9 protein-coding genes and 1 pseudogene are annotated in these 18,037 nt (G+C 66.8%); 3 read left to right on the top strand and 7 right to left on the bottom strand.

The window, feature by feature from the left end:
• Positions 1-95 precede the first annotated feature (95 nt).
• Positions 96-1,943 carry an AAA family ATPase gene (locus tag QN315_RS07650; RefSeq protein ID WP_323992667.1) on the top strand — a complete coding sequence of 616 codons (1,848 nt, stop codon included), beginning with the start codon at positions 96-98 and terminating at the stop codon, positions 1,941-1,943.
• A complete protein-coding gene (locus QN315_RS07645; RefSeq protein WP_323992665.1) occupies positions 1,940-3,265 on the top strand; it encodes an McrC family protein in 1,326 nt (441 codons plus the stop codon). Before QN315_RS07650 ends, QN315_RS07645 begins: the two co-directional genes overlap by 4 nt.
• A gap of 316 nt (positions 3,266-3,581) precedes the next feature.
• Here QN315_RS07645 and QN315_RS07640 read toward each other — a convergent pair whose 3' ends face one another.
• Positions 3,582-6,047, bottom strand: coding sequence for a penicillin acylase family protein (locus tag QN315_RS07640; RefSeq protein ID WP_323992663.1), 2,466 nt, complete (start codon positions 6,045-6,047; stop codon positions 3,582-3,584).
• A gap of 514 nt (positions 6,048-6,561) precedes the next feature.
• On the opposite strand from QN315_RS07640, the gene QN315_RS07635 reads away from it, so the two are divergent.
• Positions 6,562-9,177, top strand: a complete 2,616-nt coding sequence (locus tag QN315_RS07635; RefSeq protein ID WP_323992661.1) for a TonB-dependent receptor — start codon at positions 6,562-6,564, stop codon at positions 9,175-9,177.
• 643 nt (positions 9,178-9,820) lie between these two features.
• On the opposite strand, the gene QN315_RS07630 is transcribed toward QN315_RS07635, so the two are convergent.
• The 6 genes and pseudogenes from QN315_RS07630 to QN315_RS07605 all read right to left on the bottom strand — a co-directional run bounded on the left by QN315_RS07630 (position 9,821) and on the right by QN315_RS07605 (position 18,035).
• A complete protein-coding gene (locus QN315_RS07630) occupies positions 9,821-10,258 on the bottom strand; it encodes a VOC family protein (protein ID WP_317135281.1) in 438 nt (145 codons plus the stop codon).
• A 243-nt stretch (positions 10,259-10,501) separates the two neighbouring features.
• Positions 10,502-10,843 (bottom strand): annotated as a pseudogene (locus QN315_RS07625) (transposase); the annotation flags it as partial.
• A 36-nt stretch (positions 10,844-10,879) separates the two neighbouring features.
• Positions 10,880-12,385, bottom strand: coding sequence for a TolC family outer membrane protein (locus QN315_RS07620; protein ID WP_323992659.1), 1,506 nt, complete (start codon positions 12,383-12,385; stop codon positions 10,880-10,882).
• Entirely contained in the window at positions 12,378-14,831 is a 2,454-nt protein-coding gene (locus tag QN315_RS07615) for an ABC transporter permease (RefSeq protein ID WP_323992657.1), read from the bottom strand. The genes QN315_RS07620 and QN315_RS07615 overlap by 8 nt, the downstream gene beginning before the upstream one ends.
• Before the next feature lie 36 nt (positions 14,832-14,867).
• Positions 14,868-17,318 carry an ABC transporter permease gene (locus tag QN315_RS07610; RefSeq protein WP_323992655.1) on the bottom strand — a complete coding sequence of 817 codons (2,451 nt, stop codon included), beginning with the start codon at positions 17,316-17,318 and terminating at the stop codon, positions 14,868-14,870.
• A 33-nt stretch (positions 17,319-17,351) separates the two neighbouring features.
• A complete protein-coding gene (locus tag QN315_RS07605; protein ID WP_176640858.1) occupies positions 17,352-18,035 on the bottom strand; it encodes an ABC transporter ATP-binding protein in 684 nt (227 codons plus the stop codon).
• Positions 18,036-18,037 lie beyond the last annotated feature (2 nt).

Genomic DNA, 18,037 nt, shown 5'->3' with positions numbered 1-18,037 from the left:
CGTAAAAAATTGATTAATGCAGGCAGTTTTCAATGGTGGAATCTACAAAAAAACCGAATGATCAGGCTGTAACCAGGGAATCTATTGAAGCGGCGATGGACGAATTTGACGAAATTGGACTTGATGGATTCAAAGAAAAATACGGCTTCGGAATTCCACGGAAATATTGGGTACGACGGCCAATAAATGGCAAACGCTATCCAGCGAAAGCCATTGTAGGCGTTTCACATGGGCATATTGAAGGTGGAGTTCCACTGAAGGCAGCAGATTTCAATGGCGGGCAAGGAGAGCAAGCCGCCAACGGCATATTACGCAAGGTGGGGTATGAAATTGTAACCAGCGGATTGGAAGGACCTGAAAATCCTGAAACTCAAGCGCTTACCGAAATGCTGATGCCTGCTCCCACTAACCTCATTCTCTATGGCCCTCCCGGCACCGGCAAGACCTATCACACGGCGCGGGAGGCCGTGGCGCTATGCGATGGGATAGCCGACTATCCGGCATCAAAGGAGGGGCGTGCGGCCTTAATGGCGCGTTACAACGAACTGGTAGCAAAAAACCGGATTGGTTTCGTCACGTTCCATCAGAACTACGGCTACGAGGATTTTGTAGAGGGTCTGCGGCCAGTTCCGATCACGAACGGGGATGGAGAATCGGTTGGCTTTCATTTGCAGCCAGAGCCAGGCATCTTTCGCCGTATTGCAGAGCGCGCAGCAACCGAGGGGCTGGTTGCGGGCAGCGAAGCGGTCAGTCTGGCTGATCGCGCGATCTACAAGGTGTCACTGGGTGAGGTCGCGGACTCCGCATCCGATTTTGTCTTTACGGAATCCATTGCTGACGGTTACGCCCTTTTTGGTTTTCGTGACATCGACTGGAGCGATCCACGTTTCGGAGATCGAGACGAGATTTTTTCTGCCATCAAGGAGCGATTCCCCGATGAGGACATCACGCCGGACAAGGGATTGGTTCAGTCGCCCGACGTGTTCCGTAATCAGCTTGAGATTGGTGATGTCCTGATTGTCGCCAAGGGCAACCATCGGTTCAGGGCAATCGGCGTTGTTGAAGGCGACTATGAATATGCCCCTCGCCCGGATGGGCGATATTGTCACCGCCGTAAGGTCAACTGGTTGTGGCACGACAAGGAGGGATTGGACGTAGGCGAAATCTACCCGCCCAAGTTCATCCAGAAATCCATCTATCGGTTGAAGGATTCCGAACTGAATCGCCCGCTGATCGCGCAGCTTGTTTCCGATGGCGATGGTGGCGGGGAAATAGCCGAGCCATTGCCGCATGTTCTCATTATCGACGAAATCAACCGCGCCAACGTGTCCAAAGTGTTTGGCGAACTGATAACCCTTATGGAGGCGGACAAGCGCGCAGGCATGGACAATGCCTTGTCGGTGACGCTCCCATACTCGAAACGGTCTTTCTCCGTCCCGTCCAATCTCCACATTGTCGGCACGATGAACACGGCCGATCGGTCGATCGCATTGCTCGACACGGCTCTGCGGCGACGGTTCAGCTTCCGGGAAATGGCTCCCGATCCAAGCCTGTTGGGCATGGTGAAAGGTATCGACCTCAAAGCCGTCCTCACCACTATCAACCGCCGGATCGAATATCTTATCGACCGTGAACACCGCATCGGGCACGCCTTTTTCATCGACTGCGAAACAAAGGAGCAAGTCGAAGGCGCGATGCGCGACAAGGTGATCCCGCTGTTGCAAGAGTTTTTCTTCGAGGATTGGAGCCGAATCGCAGCGGTTCTTGGCGATGGGTCCATCCGGGAAGAAAAGCTCGATCCACCACCCGGAATCGCAGGAGACAGCCTATCAAGCTGGTCGGTGCTTTCGCCGTTCAAGGATGACGCCTTTGAACGATTGGTCGGAAAAACCACAGTGATTGCTGACTTCGCACCTGTGACCATCAACGAATCCGAGAAATGACCCACCTCACTGTTCATGAGTGGGGCGGCACATCAGTTTGCACGGAAACCAGTAGCAACGGCTCCCACGCCTTCACCCGCGCCCAGGCTATCGCCCTGCTCACTGCAGCGCGCGCGCATCCCTTGGCGAATCGACATGGCACCAACATTCTGATCGACCGGCACAGCGAAATCGTTGCGGGGCAAATGGTCGGCGTGATCGCCGCGCCGGGATGCAGCCTTGAGATCCTGCCCAAGATCGACGCCGAAGCTATTGAACCGGACAGCACAATACGGCATCGTCTGGTGCGAATGCTTGATGTCGCTCTCGGTCTCGAACTGGGAGATGGGCAGGCCGCAGCGATGGCGCGGCAAACCGAAACCTTGCTCGATATTCTAATGCGTCTATTCGCTAACCGGCTGCTGGCCGAAGCGCGACGCGGATTGCCGCGCGCCTATCTGGCGCAGGAGGACGATTTGCCTGCGTTGCGAGGAAGGCTCGATGTCAGGCGACAATTCACCGCGCTTGCTGTGCGACCAGACCGGCTCGCCTGCCGCTACGACGCGCTGCTAGCCGATACGGCGCTCCTCCGCATTATGAAGTCGTGCGTTGTTTTGCTGCGCCGCCATGCCCGCGCAGCCGAAACCATCCGCCGTCTCGACGAACTGCGCTTCCTGTTTGCCGATGTCAGCGATGTGCCCCCAAGCGATCTCCCATGGTCACAGGTTCGCATCGACCGGACCAATCGCCGCTGGGAGGCGCTCTACGAATTGGTGCGCCTGTTCCTGAAACGTGAATGGCAGGCCACACATCATGATGGCCGCACAGAGCACGGAATCACGCTGCTATTTCCCATGAACGATCTGTTCGAAGCTTATATCGCGGCGCTCGCCAAGCGGGCACTGCGCGGCACGGAATGGACGGTCCATACCCAAGGCGGCGGCCTGTTTTGCCTGATCGAGGAAGGCGAAGGTGGCAAGCAACGCTTTCAGACCAAGCCCGACCTGCTTATCAAGAAAGGTTGCGATACCATGATGGTTATCGACACCAAATGGAAGCGCATCGGATGCAATCCCGAAGATGCCAAGCGCGGCGTGTCGCAGGCCGATGTCTATCAGATGATGGCCTATGCCCGGCTCTATCGCTGTGCTGAAGTGATGCTCCTCTACCCGCACCATGCGGGACTTGGTGTCTGTCCTCTGAATGCCGCCTATGGGATTTTGGCAGGCGAGGAACGATTACGGGTAGCGAGCGTCGATCTGGTGTCCGGCGAGACCGCCATTGTCGAGCAACTGGCTGGATTGATTTCAGCAGCCAGATTGTGTCCCACGGTGATGGCCTGAATCTCCCGCGACGGCGAGAGCATGACAAGCGATGCCCTGCGCTGCGCATTGTTTGCCGCCTGCCCGTGGATGTGGGGTATTATTGAGGGGTGTCCTGCAAACTTACATCGAAATAAATGGCTTAAATCCTCCATCCGTAGAGGTACTTATTCGAGTGCTCGTGCGCATGAAAAATGACGTCATGTTCCGGGTGCCTTTCTTCCTGTCACATGTCTGGGCGGCGACAGGATGGGGCAGGCGGTGCGGCCCGGAGCAGTGGCCGCCGTCATGAAACGGAGGTGACGAATGTCATGCCGGCGAATGTCATGCCGGCCCGTCACGGCGCCAGGGGCGGCGTCAGGGTCAGGGTCCAGCGGGCGGGGCCGGGCAGCAGGGGGCGCGGCGCGCCGGCGACCCAGGCGGCCTGGCCGGCGCCGTAATAGGGCGCCAGCGGGTTGGCGGCCTGGCCCATCGGCATGTCCAGCAGGGCCGTGTCCTCGTGCCCCGGGCTGACGACCAGCCGTTCCGAGGCGCCGAAGCCGGGCACGGCGACGCGGGGCAGCATCGTGTCGCCGGCTTCGGGCAGGTCCGGCGGGTCGGTCAGGCGGCCCAGCAGCGGGACGGCGCGGGCGAGCGGATGGTGGATGCCGACATGGTTGACCGTGCCCCACTGGAAATGGCGCAGCCCGCCCGCCCGGGCGACATCGGCGGCCAGGGCGTCCAGGATTGCGTCGGTCACGCTGTCCCAGGTCCGCCAGGGGGGCGGCAGGAGGCCGGCGGGCCGGTCGGTCAGCAGCCGCCCGACCGCCCAGGCGGCGCGGGCCGGCATGCGGGGCGGGGCGGCGCCGGCCGTCAGCGGGCGGGCATAGGCGCCGAAGACGATCGACAGCGCATGGGCGCGGAAGGCGTGGACCAGATGGTAGCCCACCGAATCCGGCCGGGCCCGTTCGCCCCAGCGCGCGACATAGGGCGCCATGGCCGCCAGGTCGGCCCGCGCGGGGCGGGCGGCGATGGCGCTGGCCAGCAGGGCCTGCCAGGGGCGCAGCACCACCGCGTGGTCGTCGGTCTGGATGGACAGCAGGTCGGATTCGGTGAAATGGTCGCGCGCGTACAGATCATCGCGGATGCGCCCGGCGCGCAGCCCGTCGGCATAGCCGCCATCGCCCAGCACAGCCAGCGCCGCGCCGCCGACCACCCGCCCGTTCGCGGTCCAGAGCCGCCCGCCCGGCGGGTCGCGCAGGATCGGGATTTCGGCGGCGGACAGGTATCCGTCCCAGCGATGGCTGCCGTCGGCCCAGGAATGCGGCACCTGGTCGTCCAGCCCGACGCGGCGGGGCACCGGGCCGATGATGGTCCAGCCGATATGGCCGTCGCGATCGCCCACCAGCATGTTTTCCTGCGGCAGGCCGGTCCGGTGCGCGGCGTCCAGCGCCGCGTCGACGCCGGCGGCGGATTCCAGCGCGCGCATGCCGCGATAGGCGACGGCATTGTCGTCCTCGGCGCTCCAGCGCCAGACCTGGGGCGCGCCGTCCGGGGCGCGGCCGGTCACGGGGCCCCAGATCGTGGTGCGGATGTCGAGCGGCCGGCAGCCGGCATGGGCGGCGCAGAGCGTGTCATGCACCATGCCGAAGGCGCGCGGGCCGTCCGGCGTCAGGTAATGCGCCGGATCGCGCGCCGGCTCGCCGGGCGGGACGTCCAGCGTGATCAGGTCGCCGCTTTCGATATAGCCGTCGGTGAAGGCCCAGGCGATGCGGCCATTGCTGCCGACGATCTGGTACGGCTCGCCGGGCAGGGTGACGCCGGACAGGTCGAGCGCCGGGACGCCCCGATCCGCCTGGCCAGGGGTGGGCACGATGGGCGCGCGCACGATCTGGCGCGCGCGGTACCAGATATTGGGGACCGACAGGCCCAGATGCATGTCGTCGGCCACCATGGCGGCGCCCGTACCGGTCAGGCGGCCCGCGACCGCGAAATTGTTCGATCCGCGTTCGGGGGCGGGGGCGGGGGCGGAGGCGGGTGTGGGAAGGGCTCCGGTGGCCGGGGCGTCGCCGTGCGCCTCGGCGCCGGGCAGGCTGTCGGGCATGGCGGGTGCCGAGGCGGACGATCCGTCGGCCGGCGCGTCCAGCGGCGTGCGGTCCGGGTCCAGGAATGCGGCCATGGCCGGGCCCCATCGGTGGCGCAGCGCGGCGCGCAGGCGCTGGCCGGCGCCGTCCGCGCTCTGCAGGTCGAAATACATCGCATAGACGACCAGCAGCGAGTCGCGGGCGGTCCAGGGCACGGGGCGGACGCGCAGCAGCGTATATTCGAACGGGTCATGTCCCAGCGCCGCGCGGCCGGCATTCACCCCGTCGGCATAGGCCGCCAGCAGGGCCCGGTCGGCGTCATCCTGCCGTGCCAGCACGGCGGCGGCGCGGGCCCGGAACTGATGCAGCCGGTGCGCGCGGTCCAGCTCCAGGGCGGCGGGGCCGACCAGTTCCGACAGCGTGCCCGCCCCCACGCGGCGCAGCAGATCCATCTGGAAGAACCGTTCCTGCCCATGCAGGAAGCCCAGCGCCCGTGCCAGGTCGGGGCGGGTCCGCGCGACCAGGGTCGGCACGCCGTCGGCGTCGCGGGCGATGGTGACCGGCGCCGACAGGCCGGGCAGCGTCAGGCTGCCGGCCAGGACCGGACGGCTGGACCGCAGTACCCAGGCGGCATAGCCGCCGGCCAGGATGAGGGCCAGCGCCGCCAGCCCGCCGGCCATGCCGAGAATCAGCAGCGCGCGCCGGCGGGGCGCGGGGCGGGCGGGCGACGGCAGCGTCATCGGTGTCTCCGGTCTCGGGACGAGTAAAGCCGGGGGCGGATCGCGCCGCAATCCGCCCTGTACCGCGCCGGGAAGCGGCGCGTGCGGATGGGCGCGGGGCGGTCATGGCGCGCGGAAATCGGAACAGTCCGGTACTGATTGCATGGTGTGAATGAAATATATTTGATCCATCCATAAAAGGATTGCCACGCACCCGCCGAATAACTGGAACAGCATGTCCGACCACCCGGACCATTGCGGTCGGCGATCGGAATGGACACGTGCCGATTGCCGCTTTCATAGGCTGAAATTCCAAAAAGCGTGCCGTTTAAATAGTCAGAGTTGCAACAGCAATTTCGGAAAAAATTTTATTTGAATGAACATGTTACGGGATGTCGGCGCGAGGATTGTGATAAAAATGTCATATATTCCGAATTCGATATGTGCGGTCGCGTTTTGGCATTGAAGTCCCGGGCGGTTTCGTTTCCATTGGGGACCATTCAAATAATGATGTATGCAGGAGCACGTTACATCAATGACCCTAAGGCGAAGCCTTATTGCGGCCACCATCCTGGCAATTCAGTGCGATATTTCAGGGGCGTTAGCCCAGAGCGCCACGTCCGGTAGCGCCACGTCCGGCACCACCGCCCCGAGTGCGGCGTCGGCCCATCGTCACGTCAGCAAGGCCAAGAAGAAGGTCAGGCCCTCCGCGCAGCAGGTCAGCCCCGCGACCCGGGCGCATTTCGTCAATCGTCCTGCTCCTGCCGCCGTCGTCGCCCCGGTTGCGGCGCCCGTCTATCATGCGCCGCCTGATTCGGGCGAAGCCGTGATCGTGACCGGCACCCATGCCTTCAACCGCCATGCCCGCGATTCGACGGCGCCGATCACCGTGATTTCCGCCGCCACCCTGACCCGCACCGGGCAGGTCAACCTGGCCGACGCGCTGACGCGCATGGACCCGTCGATCACCCAGGAAGCGATGGGCGCCGACGCCGGGGCGCTGACCTCGTCGATCCGCATGCGCGGCCTGAACCCGAACGAAGTGCTGGTGCTGGTGGACGGCAAGCGCCGCCATACCACGGCGAACATCTATGCCGACCAGGGCCCGCAGCAGGGATCGACGCCGGTCGACCTGAACATGCTGCCGGCGAACGCGATCGACCATATCGAAATCCTGCGTGACGGCGCGGCGGCCATGTACGGGTCGGACGCCATCGCGGGCGTGGTCAACATCATCACCAAGAAGACGGCGCACGGGCTGAATCTGAGCGGCCAGACCGGCGCGAACGCCTATAACGGCGATGGCTGGCAGTACCAGACCAATCTCGATGGCGGGTTCGGCTTCGGCGACGACGGCTATGTCCATATAGCCGGCCAGGTCATGCATGCCGACCACATGGTGCCGCCGGGCGCGCATGACCTGCGCTCGGTGCCGGGCAATGTGGATTATACGCCGGGCGTGAACTTCCCCAGCAATTCCAACATGATCATGAGCACGCCGGAGGAGACGCGCGAGAACCTGCTGATCGATTTCGGCAAGACGCTGACCGAAGGCGTGCAGGGATACGGGCAGATCACCTATGCCCACCGTCACAGCGAGGCGTATGAGAATTACCGCACGCCGACCAAGGCGCCGGCGCTGTATCCGTACGGGTTCTCGCCGCTGGAGACGATCGACGAAAACGACTTCGCCGCGACCCTGGGCCTGAAGGGCGATAATTTCCTCGGCTTCGACTGGGATGTCAGCACGACATACGGCCAGGACGACGACGATATCGGCAACAAGAATACCGCCAACCCGAACCTGTACAAGCAGACCGGCTTCTCGCCGACCACGGTGATGGCCGAGCAATATTCGCTGGCGCAGTGGACGAACAATGCCGATTTCCGCCGCCGGCTGAAGATCGCCAATGTCGTGCCGGTGACGGTGGCCTTCGGCGCCGAGCACCGCCTGGAGCAGTACCAGATCTGGCCGGGCAATCCGCCCTCGTACGAACTCGGCGGCGCGCAGGGCTATGCCGGCCTGATGCCGCAGAACGCGGGCAAGTGGGGCCGTGACATCTGGGCCGGCTATCTGGATGGCGATTTCCATCCGCTGCCGCACTGGGACCTGGATTTCGCGGGACGGTTCGAGCACTACACCGATTTCGGCGATACCGAGAACGGCAAGGTCTCGACCCGTTATGACTTCACCCACCGCATCGCCATCCGCGGCACGATCAGCAACGGTTTCCGTGCGCCGACCCTGCCGGAAGAGCATTTCAGCGCCCTGAACGTGTCGCCGACCGGCGCCACGGGCCTGCTGTCGACCACCGGCGCGGCCGGCCGGTCGGTCGGCGCGCTGCCGCTGAAGCCGGAGCGCTCGACCAGCGCCGAGGCCGGCCTGGTGCTGGAGCCGGTCGATGGCTGGCACGTGTCGGTCGATGTCTATCAGATCAACATCCGTGACCGGATTTTCGGCAGCGGCACCGTTGGCGGCCCTGCGGCGCTGGATGCGATCGACCTGACCGGGGCGACGCTGCCGGCGGGCATCACCAATTCCGACGTGTTCGTGAACTACTTCGCCAATGTCGGCAGCACCCGGACCCAGGGCCTGGACATCATGTCCGACTACCTGCTGCGCCTGGGCGAGTACGGCAATGTCGATCTGAGCATGGGAATCAACCTGAACCGCACGACGGTCAGCCACATCAACACGCTGGCCAACGGCATGCCGTCGCTGAACGCGCAGACGGCGTCCTATCTGGCCAACGGGTCGCCGCGCAGCAAGATCATCCTGCAGGCCCATTGGACGGTCGGCCAGTGGGACGTGAATGTGCGCCAGACCCGCTACGGCGAAACCAAGCTGCTGCAGAGCTATGAGGACCAGGCGTCGACGACCGAGCTGTGCAATGGCGATCCGCTGCAATATTCGAACGTCTGCTGGCAGCAGTTCAAGAACACGCCGGCGTGGCTGACGGACCTGGAAGTGGGCTATCGCGTGGACCGTCACTGGCACGTCGCCATCGGCGCGAACAACATCTTCAATATCCGTCCGCGTCGCCTGCCGCTGGTCGTCAATTATCTGGGTGCCAACCAGTACGACCAGAACTCCTCGGGCATTCCGTTCACCGGCGGTTTCTATTACGGGCGCATCAACGCGAATTTCTGATCCGGATTTTCGCCTGACCGCCTGGCGGAACCCGCGGCTGCGCATGCAGCCGCGGGTTTTGCTTTTCGGGGGGCAGCGATGCCGGTGCGCGCCATGTTCCGGATGCAGGGCGGCTGGATGAAATCCGCGCTTTATCGGAGGGGCGTTTGTGCTTAAGTTTTCGTGAAGGTCGATCCCGATGCGGCATGCAAGGGGGGACCTTCTCGGAGAGCAGCAATGCTGACGCCATCCGTTGCCGGCCAGAATGGCTCCGGCCGTTTCACAATTCCGCCATTGCTCGGGACACGGGATACCCGTCCGTGCCCGCCAGATGTTGAAGACCGGGGCGCTGAAGAGCAGGCTGAGCCGCGCGCCACGGCAGGGGACGCGGCCGACAGCACGCCGGCGCAGATTTACGCGGCGCACCGCGCCGGGCTGCGCGGTTTTCGCGCGACGCATAGTGTGCCGCGGCGGCAGGGCGGCTGATTCTTTCCTGGGTGTATCGTCCCCTGACGGTGCTCCGGCGAGGGTGCCCTGGCGCCAGTGCCCCAGTGACAGTGTGCCCAAGTCACAGTGTAAGGACGCGAAGCGCGAGGGTCTTCATCGGCGGTGGATCGGCAGCCGAGCGGTTGCTTTATAATCCGGCGGCCGGGAGGTGGGGCAGTCAGGGCCCGATGCGGCAGACGGCCGAGATCTCGTGGCGGTCCGGGTCCAGCACCGAGGCGGCGAAATAGGGAAGGCCCCCTTCGGTCTGCATCCCCGGGCTGGCGCGTTCGCGGCCGCCGGCGGCGAGGGCCGCCACGTGGAAATCCTCGACCGCTGCGCGGCTGGGCGCGGCGAAGGCGAGCTGGATGTGGCCCGATGACCCGTCATGCAGGGTCAGCCACAGGAAAGGGTCGCGGCCATCGAGGCCGTAACCCGCATATTCGGGGGCGCCCCGTACCGTGCAGGTCAGGCCCAGCGGCACCAGGACCCGGTCATAGAAGGCGCGTGCGCGCTGGATGCTGCGGACCCTGATGGAGACGTGATCGATCATCGCCTCTTCTCCCATGTCGTGGAGCGGGCCGGATGGTGGCATGCCGATGTCGGCGGGTGCGATCACGCCTGTGCGACCCGATGTCGGGCGAGTGGACCATATATTCCAGAATTCCGGGCGGCCGGCGGAGCGGCGGCGAAGGTATTTCCCGTTCCCGGCGGAGGACGGGACCGGCGGGTTCCCGGCGTGTGAAACATAATGTCCATTTCAGATCTTTACGCGGGCGGCTGTGCCGGACCGGCGGGACGGGTCCGAAATCCGCGCGTCCGGGGTGCTGTGCCCGCGCGGCGGCGGGACCGGCAGGCCGGGGCCGGCGGCGCGCGGATCGGTCGAGATCAGGGTTTCCGCGACGATGCGATAGGCGAAATCCGGATCGTCCGCCATGGCGGCGATGATGCGGTGCCAGACGCCGCCGAGGCCCCAGCGGCGGAAGCGGCGGAAAATGCTGTTCCAGCGGCCGAAGGGCTCGGGCAGGTCGCGCCAATGTGCGCCGGTACGCACCATCCACAGCACGGCCTCGACGAACAGCCGGTTGTCCCGGCCCGTGCGGCCGCGCGAGCGCGCGTCGCCGACGACATGCGGGGCAATGCGCGCCCATTGCGCGTCGGTCAGCGTCGATGGCGCGCCGGGCCGGTGGGACCGGCCGGTCATGCGATGCGCATGAGAGGGCATGGAAGGCGCATGGGATCAGCGGCAGGGGTTGCCGGACGGGCACGCATCGCGCCAGCCCACCCGGTCCAGGGCGGCGACGGCGCCATCCCACGGCACCCAGCCGGGCGCGCGGGCGCGGCGCAGGGCGGCGTCGGCGTCATAGGGGCGCGTCCCGGGCAGCAGCATGTCGGCCGACAGGCGGCCGGTGGCGGCCAGCAGGCCGGCCTCGGCCACGATCGTGTCGTGCCGGCTTTGCGCCAGCGCGACCTCGGCCGCGCGCAGGTTCTGGTCGGCGATCAGCACGTCGATCGTGCTGCGCATGCCATAGCCATATTCAAGCTGATAGCCGCGCAGCGCGTCGGCGGCCGAGGCGACCTGCGCGCTGCCGGCGCGGATGGCCGCCAGGCCGGACTGCATCTGCTGCCAGGCGGTGACCACGCTCTGGATCGCCGCGCGGCGGCTGGCCTCGACCGTCTGGCGGGCGGTTTCGAACCGGTCGCGGGCCTGGCGGATCTGCGCGCTGTACAGCCCGCCGCTTTCCAGCGGCTGCGAGAGGGTGACCATGCCCGTGACCTCCTGGTCATAGGCGTTGGTGTGGAAGGGCGAGGCCGGGCCGATCGCGCCCAGGCTGGCGGTGATCCCGATGGAGGGATTCCAGGCGGCGCGGGCGGTGTCGATATCGGCGGCGCTGGCGTCCTCGGCGGCGCGGTCGCGGGCCAGGGCAGGGTTGGACTGCACCGCCAGGGCGACGGCCTGATGCAGGCCGGCGGGCAGGGCGGGCAGGGCGCCGGGCTGGCGCAACGGGCCCGGGTCCTGCCCCACGGCGGCGCGGAAGGCGGCGGTGCTGGCGGTCAGTTGCGCCTGTGCGGCGGCCAGGGCGACCTCGGCGGCGTTGCGCTGGGCCCGGGCCTGCTCGACGTCGGTCCGGGTGACCTGGCGGGCGGCATCGCCGCCCAGGGCGTACCGCGCGCTGGTCAGCGCCGCCTGGCGGGTCAGCGTGCCCAGGTCGGCCTGGCGCACCGCCAGGATGTCGCGGTCGCGCAGCACGTCCATATAGGCGCCGATCACGGCCTGGAACATCTGCGCCTCGGTCAGGCGCAGGGCATGGTTGGCGGCATGGGCGCGGGCGTCGGCGGCGCGCACCTTGTTGGCGACCTGGCCGCCCGTATAGATCGGCTGGCGGACCGAGAGATACGTGTCGGCATAGTTGCTCTGGACCGAGCCCAGGGCGAAGGCGCCGATATAGGGACCCTGCTGGTAGGATGCGTCCGCGTAGGCGGTGACGGTCGGCCGCCAGCCGGCGCGGGCGGCGGCTTCGTCCTCGGCCGCCGCGCGCTGCGTCGCCTGCTGGCCCAGCAGGGCCGGATTGCCGCGATAGGCCAGGGTCATGGCCTGCTCCAGGGTCATGGTTTGCAGGGCCACGGTTTGCGGGGCCACGGTTTGCTGGAGAGCAGGGGCCTCGGGCGCCGGGCGCGGGTGGGCGCCGGCCGGGCCGAACGGGAATGCTGCGATCGTCGCCAGCAGGAGGATGCGCTTATTCATGGCGAAGTGCCTTCGCGGGCTCGGCGCGGGCGACGCGGATGGTCTGGCCGAGGATGGTGAGCAGGGAGAGCAGGGCGGCCAGCAGGCTGACCGTCGCGAATTGCAGGGGCGACAGGCCCACCCGTTCGTCGAACCCGGCCAGCCAGCCGCGCATGGCGACCCACGCGGCCGGCCAGGCGATCAGATTGGCCAGCAGCACCGGCCGCAGGAACTGGCCGATCAGCAGGGCCAGCACCTGCCGCGTGTTGGCGCCCAGCGTCTTGCGGATGCCGATCTCGTGGATGCGGCGCGCGGCGCTGAAGGAGGACAGGCCGTAGAGCCCGATACAGGCGATGGCGACGGCGACGACGGCGCCCAGGGTGAATAATTGCCCGCGCCGCGCATCCGGCTGGAAATAGGGGGCCAGGCGTGTCGCGGCGGCCTCGCCCATGAACGGCATGTCCGGCGCCAATGTGCGCCATGCGGCCTGCAGCCGGTCCAGCATGACCTGCGGCGGCACCGAGTCCGCGCGGACGGCGATGACGGCGAAGGGAACCATGTCGTCGGTGCGCAGATAGACCTGCGGGTCCACCGGCGCGCGCGGCGACCTGAAGCGGACGTCGCGCGCTACGCCGATGATGACGAAACGGATCTGGCCCTTGATCAGCACATGGCCGAGCGCCTGCGATGGATCGGAAAAGCCAAGGGTACGGCTGGCCTGTTCGTTGATGACGATACTGGCGGTGGCGGGCGTGCCGTCGGCGTAGCCGGGTTTCAGGGCGGTATCCTGGCCATGGGCGGCGTCGAACCAGCGGCCGGCCAGCAGGGTGGCGCCATAGGTGCGGACATAGTCGCGTCCGACCCATTCGACCGTCAGCAGCGGATCGGTCTGCGGGCGGTCGGCGCGCTTGAACGTGTCGTTGGACTGGCTGTTCGGGCGCGGCTGCCGGTCGGACAAGGTCACGGACCGCACGCCGGGCAGTGCGCGGAAATTGTCCATGATGGATTGCTGCCGCGCATCGATTTTCCTGGAACTTTCAAGAGAAACCAGGAAAAGCCGGTCCTGGCGGAAGCCGCGGTCGGCCTGGCGCAGGAACGATGCCTGCGCGTTGACCACCAGCGTGCAGATGGCGAACGCGACGGCGAAGCTGAATTGCATCACCACCAGGGCATTGCGCAATCGCCGGCCCATTCGCCCGCCCGCCGGCTGGCGCGTGGCCGCCAGGACGGCGGCCGGCCGGTAGCCGGACAGGACCAGCGCCGGATACAGGCCGGCGGCGATGCCGACCACCAGCACGATGGCGACCAGGCGCGGGACCAGCCAGAGATAATCGATCCTGACCGACCAGCCGCCCAGCCTGTCGACGAACGGCAGGGCGATTTCCGTCAGCGCCAGGCCCAGCACGGCGCAGGGGATCAGCAGCAAGATCGATTCCGCCAGAAACTGGGCCAGCAGATGCGGACGCGTCGCGCCCAGGACCTTGCGCAGCGCGACCTCGCGCGCGCGCAGTCCGGCGCGCGCGGTCGCCAGATTGACGTAATTGATCGCGGCAGCCACCAGGGCCAGGACGCCGACGATCTGCAGCGCGTCGACCACCCGCCGGTCGGTGCTGTTGCCGTCGTCGTCGCCGCCATAGAGATGAAGATCGCGGAAATGCGCATCCAGCAGCGGCATCAGCGCCAGCTTGTACCAGCCGGGCTGCAACTGTGGCGGCATGCTGGCGCGCCGCCGGACGAAGTCCGGCAGGCCGGCCGCCAGCGCGTTTGCGTCGGCGGCGGAGCGGAACCGCAGCCAGATCTGGCCCGAGCTGCTCTCCCAGATATGGAAGGCGGGCATGACGTCCTTCATGGCCTGTGGAAAGGCGGCCAGCAGGTCGGGGCGCAGCGTGCGGTCACGGGGGACGTCGCGAAACACGGCCGAGACGGTATAGAGCGTGCGCCGATCGTCGACGGTGATGAAGATCCGCCGGCCGCGTGCCCGCACCGTGCCGAACAGGCGGCGCGCGGTGGACTCGCTGACGGCCACGCGGTCGGGGGCGGCCAGCGCGTCCCCCGCCGTGCCGTCGCGCAGAGCGAGGGAAAAGACGTCGAGGAAGCCGGGATCGACGAAATCGACCGGGATCGTCACCGGATCGCCGTGGCCGGTATCGATGGCCGCTCTGCGTGGGGCCAGCCGGGTCGCGGCGCGGATCTGCGGAAAATCGGTGCGCAGCGGATCGAAGGCCATGAAGCTGACTTCCGGGGCATGTATCAGCGTGCGGCCGGGCAGGTTCCAGATTTCGTCCAGCCGATAGATGTCTGCGGCGTCCGGTACGGCGCGATCGAACCCGTACTCGTATCGCGCCACCAGCGAAAGTACCAGGAACACCGCAATTCCCAGGCCCAGCCCGGCGATGTTCAGGGCGACATAGAGCCGGTGCCGCAGCGTGGAGCGGTAGAAGGCGACCAGGGCATTGGCGATCAGCATGATCGGGGACCTTCGCGGAACGGGTGGAGACGGGGATCAGTCATGGCGCAGGGCGCGGGCGGGTTCGGCGCGGGCGACGCGGATGGTCTGGCCCAGCACGGTCGCGGCCGCGAGCGCCACGGCGCCCAGCGTGACGGCGAGGAAATAGAGCGGGGAGAGCGCGATGCGCTGGTCGAAGCCGGCCAGCCAGGTCCGCATGGCCAACCAGGCGACGGGCCACGCGACCAGCGCCGAAACTGCGACCGGCCGGATGAACTGGACCAGCAGCAGGCGCAGCACGTCGGCGGTGCCGGCGCCCAGCGTCTTGCGGATGCCGATCTCGCCCAGCCGTCGCGTGGCGTTGAAGGCGGAAAGTCCGTACAGGCCCAGGCAGGATATGGCGATGGCGACGACGGCGCCGGCGGTGAAGAGCTGCCCGCGCCGCTGGTCCGGCTGATAGAAACGTGCCAGACGGTCGTCGGCCGACGCGGCATCGAACTGGATATCGGGCACAAGCTGGCGCCAGCCACGCGCCAGGGCCGCCAGCATCGCGCGTTCGGTGGGGCCGGCGAAGCGGATGGCGGCGTTGGACCCGCCGATGATGCCGGGCTGATAATAATAAAATTGCGGTTCCACCGGCCTGGTGCCGGACCCGAAGCGGGCATCCGCGACGACGCCTATGATCGTGCGCGGCGCGGTCCCGGTCCCGATCTGCGCCGTGACGGGCCGGCCGATCGCGGCGTCCGGCGAGGCGAAGCCCAGGGCGGCGGCGGCGCTGCGGTTGATGACGATGTTGCTGGCGCGCGGGTCGTCGCGGTCTTCCGGGGCGATGTCGGTGCCGTGCGCGTCGTCGAACAGGCGGCCGGCGAGCAGCGGCGTTGCATAGGTACGGAAATAATCCCGGCCGACGTGCTGTTGGACCAGTTCCTGCTGCCGGTTCGCGGCACCCGGCCGCCAGACGGACTGCATCGACAGGAGGTCGTTGCCGGGCGCGCGATCGGATTGGGTGACGGAGCGTACGCCCGGCAGTTTGGCGAAGCTGTCCAGCAGTGCCTGTTGGCGCGGACGAAGCGCATCGTCGGCCATGCTGCTGACGATGATCAGCCCATCGCGGCGAAAGCCCCGATCGGCATCGCGCAGATGCGCCACCTGCAGGTCGATGACCAGCGCGCAGATGGCGAAGCCGATGGCGAAGACGAATTGCGCCCCGACCAGGATTGCGCGGATCCGCGTCCCCATCCGCCCCATGGACGGCATGCGCGCGGCCGCCAGGATGCGGGCCGGCGCATAGGCGGCCAGGACCAGGGCGGGATAGAGACCGGCGCCGACGCCCGCCACGACGACAAGCAGCGTCAGGCGCGGCAGCAGCCAGCCATAGGATATCGCGACTTGCCAGCCGCACAGCATGTTCAGCGGCGGCAGGGCCAGTTCGGTCAGCGCCAGGCCCAGCAGGGCGGCCAGCGCGACCATGGCGACGGCCTCGCCCAGGAACTGGATCGTCAGCAGGGCGCGCGACGCGCCCAGCGTCTTGCGCATCGCGACCTCACGCGCGCGCAGCATGGCGCGCGCGGTCGCCAAGTTGACGTAATTGATGGTCGCGGCCAGCAGCGCGAGGACTCCGACGATGCCCAGCGCCAGCACGCTGTCGCGATCGGCGCCGGCCGTCGCATCGCGGAAATGCATGTCCGCCAGGGGCGTCAGCGCAAAACCCCTAGTATATTGCAAGGTCGGCGCATCGTTGCTGTGCCGGGCGATGAAATCGCCCAGACGCGCCGCGACGGCTTGCATGCCCATGCGATCGGAAAAGCGTAGCAGGGTCACGCCGGTGCCGGCTGCCCAGAGATTCAGGGAGCGCCGGCCGCGGATACGTTCGGGTATCGGCGCCGCCGCGTCGATCCGGTAGGTCGAGGCGAGGGGCAGGTCGCGAAAGACGGCCGACACCACATAGGTTTGCGCCGATCCGTCGACCACCATCCGCATCGTGCGGCCCACGGCGTGGATCGTGCCGAAATATTTGCGCGCCAGGCGTGCCGACAGCACGATCCGGTCCGGCGCGGCCAGGGCCTCGGCGCGCTGCCCGTCGATGACCGGCAGCGCCAGGACATCCGGCAATTCCGGATCGACGAACTGGATCTGCTCCGATTCCATGATGCGCGCGCCGCCGTTCCGCAGGTCGGATGGCGGCGCGATCAGGGTGACCTGCTGGGGGATCAGGCGGCTGCTGGCGCGGATCTGCGGAAATTCGGCGCGCAGCGCGTCGCGGGCGCGATAGGTCGAAAAATCCGTGCGATCGCCGGGCACCCCGACCGAATGCGCCCAGAGCTGGTCCAGCCGGTAGATGTCGGCCTGATCCGGCCAGAACCGGTCATAGCCGTATTCGTAGCGCACCACTAGCGACAGCAGCAGGAACACCGCGATTCCCAGCCCCAGACCGCCGATATTCAGGACGGCGTAGAGCCGGTGGCGCGACAGCATCCGGCAGAAGGTCAGCATTCCATGCAGCAGCATCAGGCGGCTCCGTTCCCGGGGGCGGATGGAAAATCAGATGGCGTTGCGGACCGAGATCACGATCTGGCCGTCCAGCATGTCCACGCGGCGCCGGGCCATGTCGGCATGGCTGGGCGAGTGGGTGACCATCACGATGGTCGCGCCCTCGCGATTGAGGGTCTGCAGGATATCCATCACCTGCATGCCGTTCTCGGTATCGAGATTGCCGGTGGGTTCGTCGGCCAGGATCAGGTCGGGCTCGCCCACGATGGCGCGCGCGATCGCCGCGCGCTGCTGCTGGCCGCCCGAAAGCTGGCTGGGGTAATGGCGCGCGCGGTGGCCGATGCTGACGCGGTCCATCGCGGCGCCGACGCGCGCGCGGCGCTCGGCGCGGGGCATCTTGCGATAGATCAGCGCCAGTTCGACATTTTCCTCGATCGTCAGTTCGTCGATCAGGTTGAAGCTCTGGAAGATATAGCCCAGATGGCTGCGGCGGAACTGCGCCAGCTCGGCCTCGGCCATGGTGCTGAGCTCGTGATCGCCGAAACGGTAGCTGCCGCTGCTGGGCCGGTCGATCGTGCCCAGGATGTTCAGCAGGGTCGATTTGCCGCAGCCGCTGGGCCCCATGATGGCGACGAATTCGCCGCGCTCGATCGTCAGGTGCACGTCATGCAGGGCGGTGGTCTCGACCTCGTCCGACCGGTACAGGCGGTTGATGTCGGCAAGCTGGATCAGCATGG

The sequence above is a fragment of the Nguyenibacter sp. L1 genome (genome assembly GCF_035199985.1).
In the GTDB taxonomy this organism is placed as follows: Bacteria; Pseudomonadota; Alphaproteobacteria; order Acetobacterales; family Acetobacteraceae; genus Gluconacetobacter; species Gluconacetobacter vanlangensis.
Note: the sequence above shows the minus strand (reverse complement) of the source record. Positions and strands in the feature narration are given on the sequence as shown.

Excerpts from the sequence above, each read along its gene's own strand:
- QN315_RS07650 (WP_323992667.1), top strand. The coding sequence starts at position 96 with ATGGACGAATTTGACGAAATTGGACTTGATGGATTCAAAGAAAAATAC.
- QN315_RS07645 (WP_323992665.1), top strand. The coding sequence starts at position 1,940 with ATGACCCACCTCACTGTTCATGAGTGGGGCGGCACATCAGTTTGCACG.
- QN315_RS07640 (WP_323992663.1), bottom strand. The coding sequence starts at position 6,047 with ATGACGCTGCCGTCGCCCGCCCGCCCCGCGCCCCGCCGGCGCGCGCTG.
- QN315_RS07635 (WP_323992661.1), top strand. The coding sequence starts at position 6,562 with ATGACCCTAAGGCGAAGCCTTATTGCGGCCACCATCCTGGCAATTCAG.
- QN315_RS07620 (WP_323992659.1), bottom strand. The coding sequence starts at position 12,385 with ATGAATAAGCGCATCCTCCTGCTGGCGACGATCGCAGCATTCCCGTTC.
- QN315_RS07615 (WP_323992657.1), bottom strand. The coding sequence starts at position 14,831 with ATGCTGATCGCCAATGCCCTGGTCGCCTTCTACCGCTCCACGCTGCGG.
- QN315_RS07610 (WP_323992655.1), bottom strand. The coding sequence starts at position 17,318 with ATGCTGCTGCATGGAATGCTGACCTTCTGCCGGATGCTGTCGCGCCAC.
- QN315_RS07605 (WP_176640858.1), bottom strand. The coding sequence starts at position 18,035 with ATGCTGATCCAGCTTGCCGACATCAACCGCCTGTACCGGTCGGACGAG.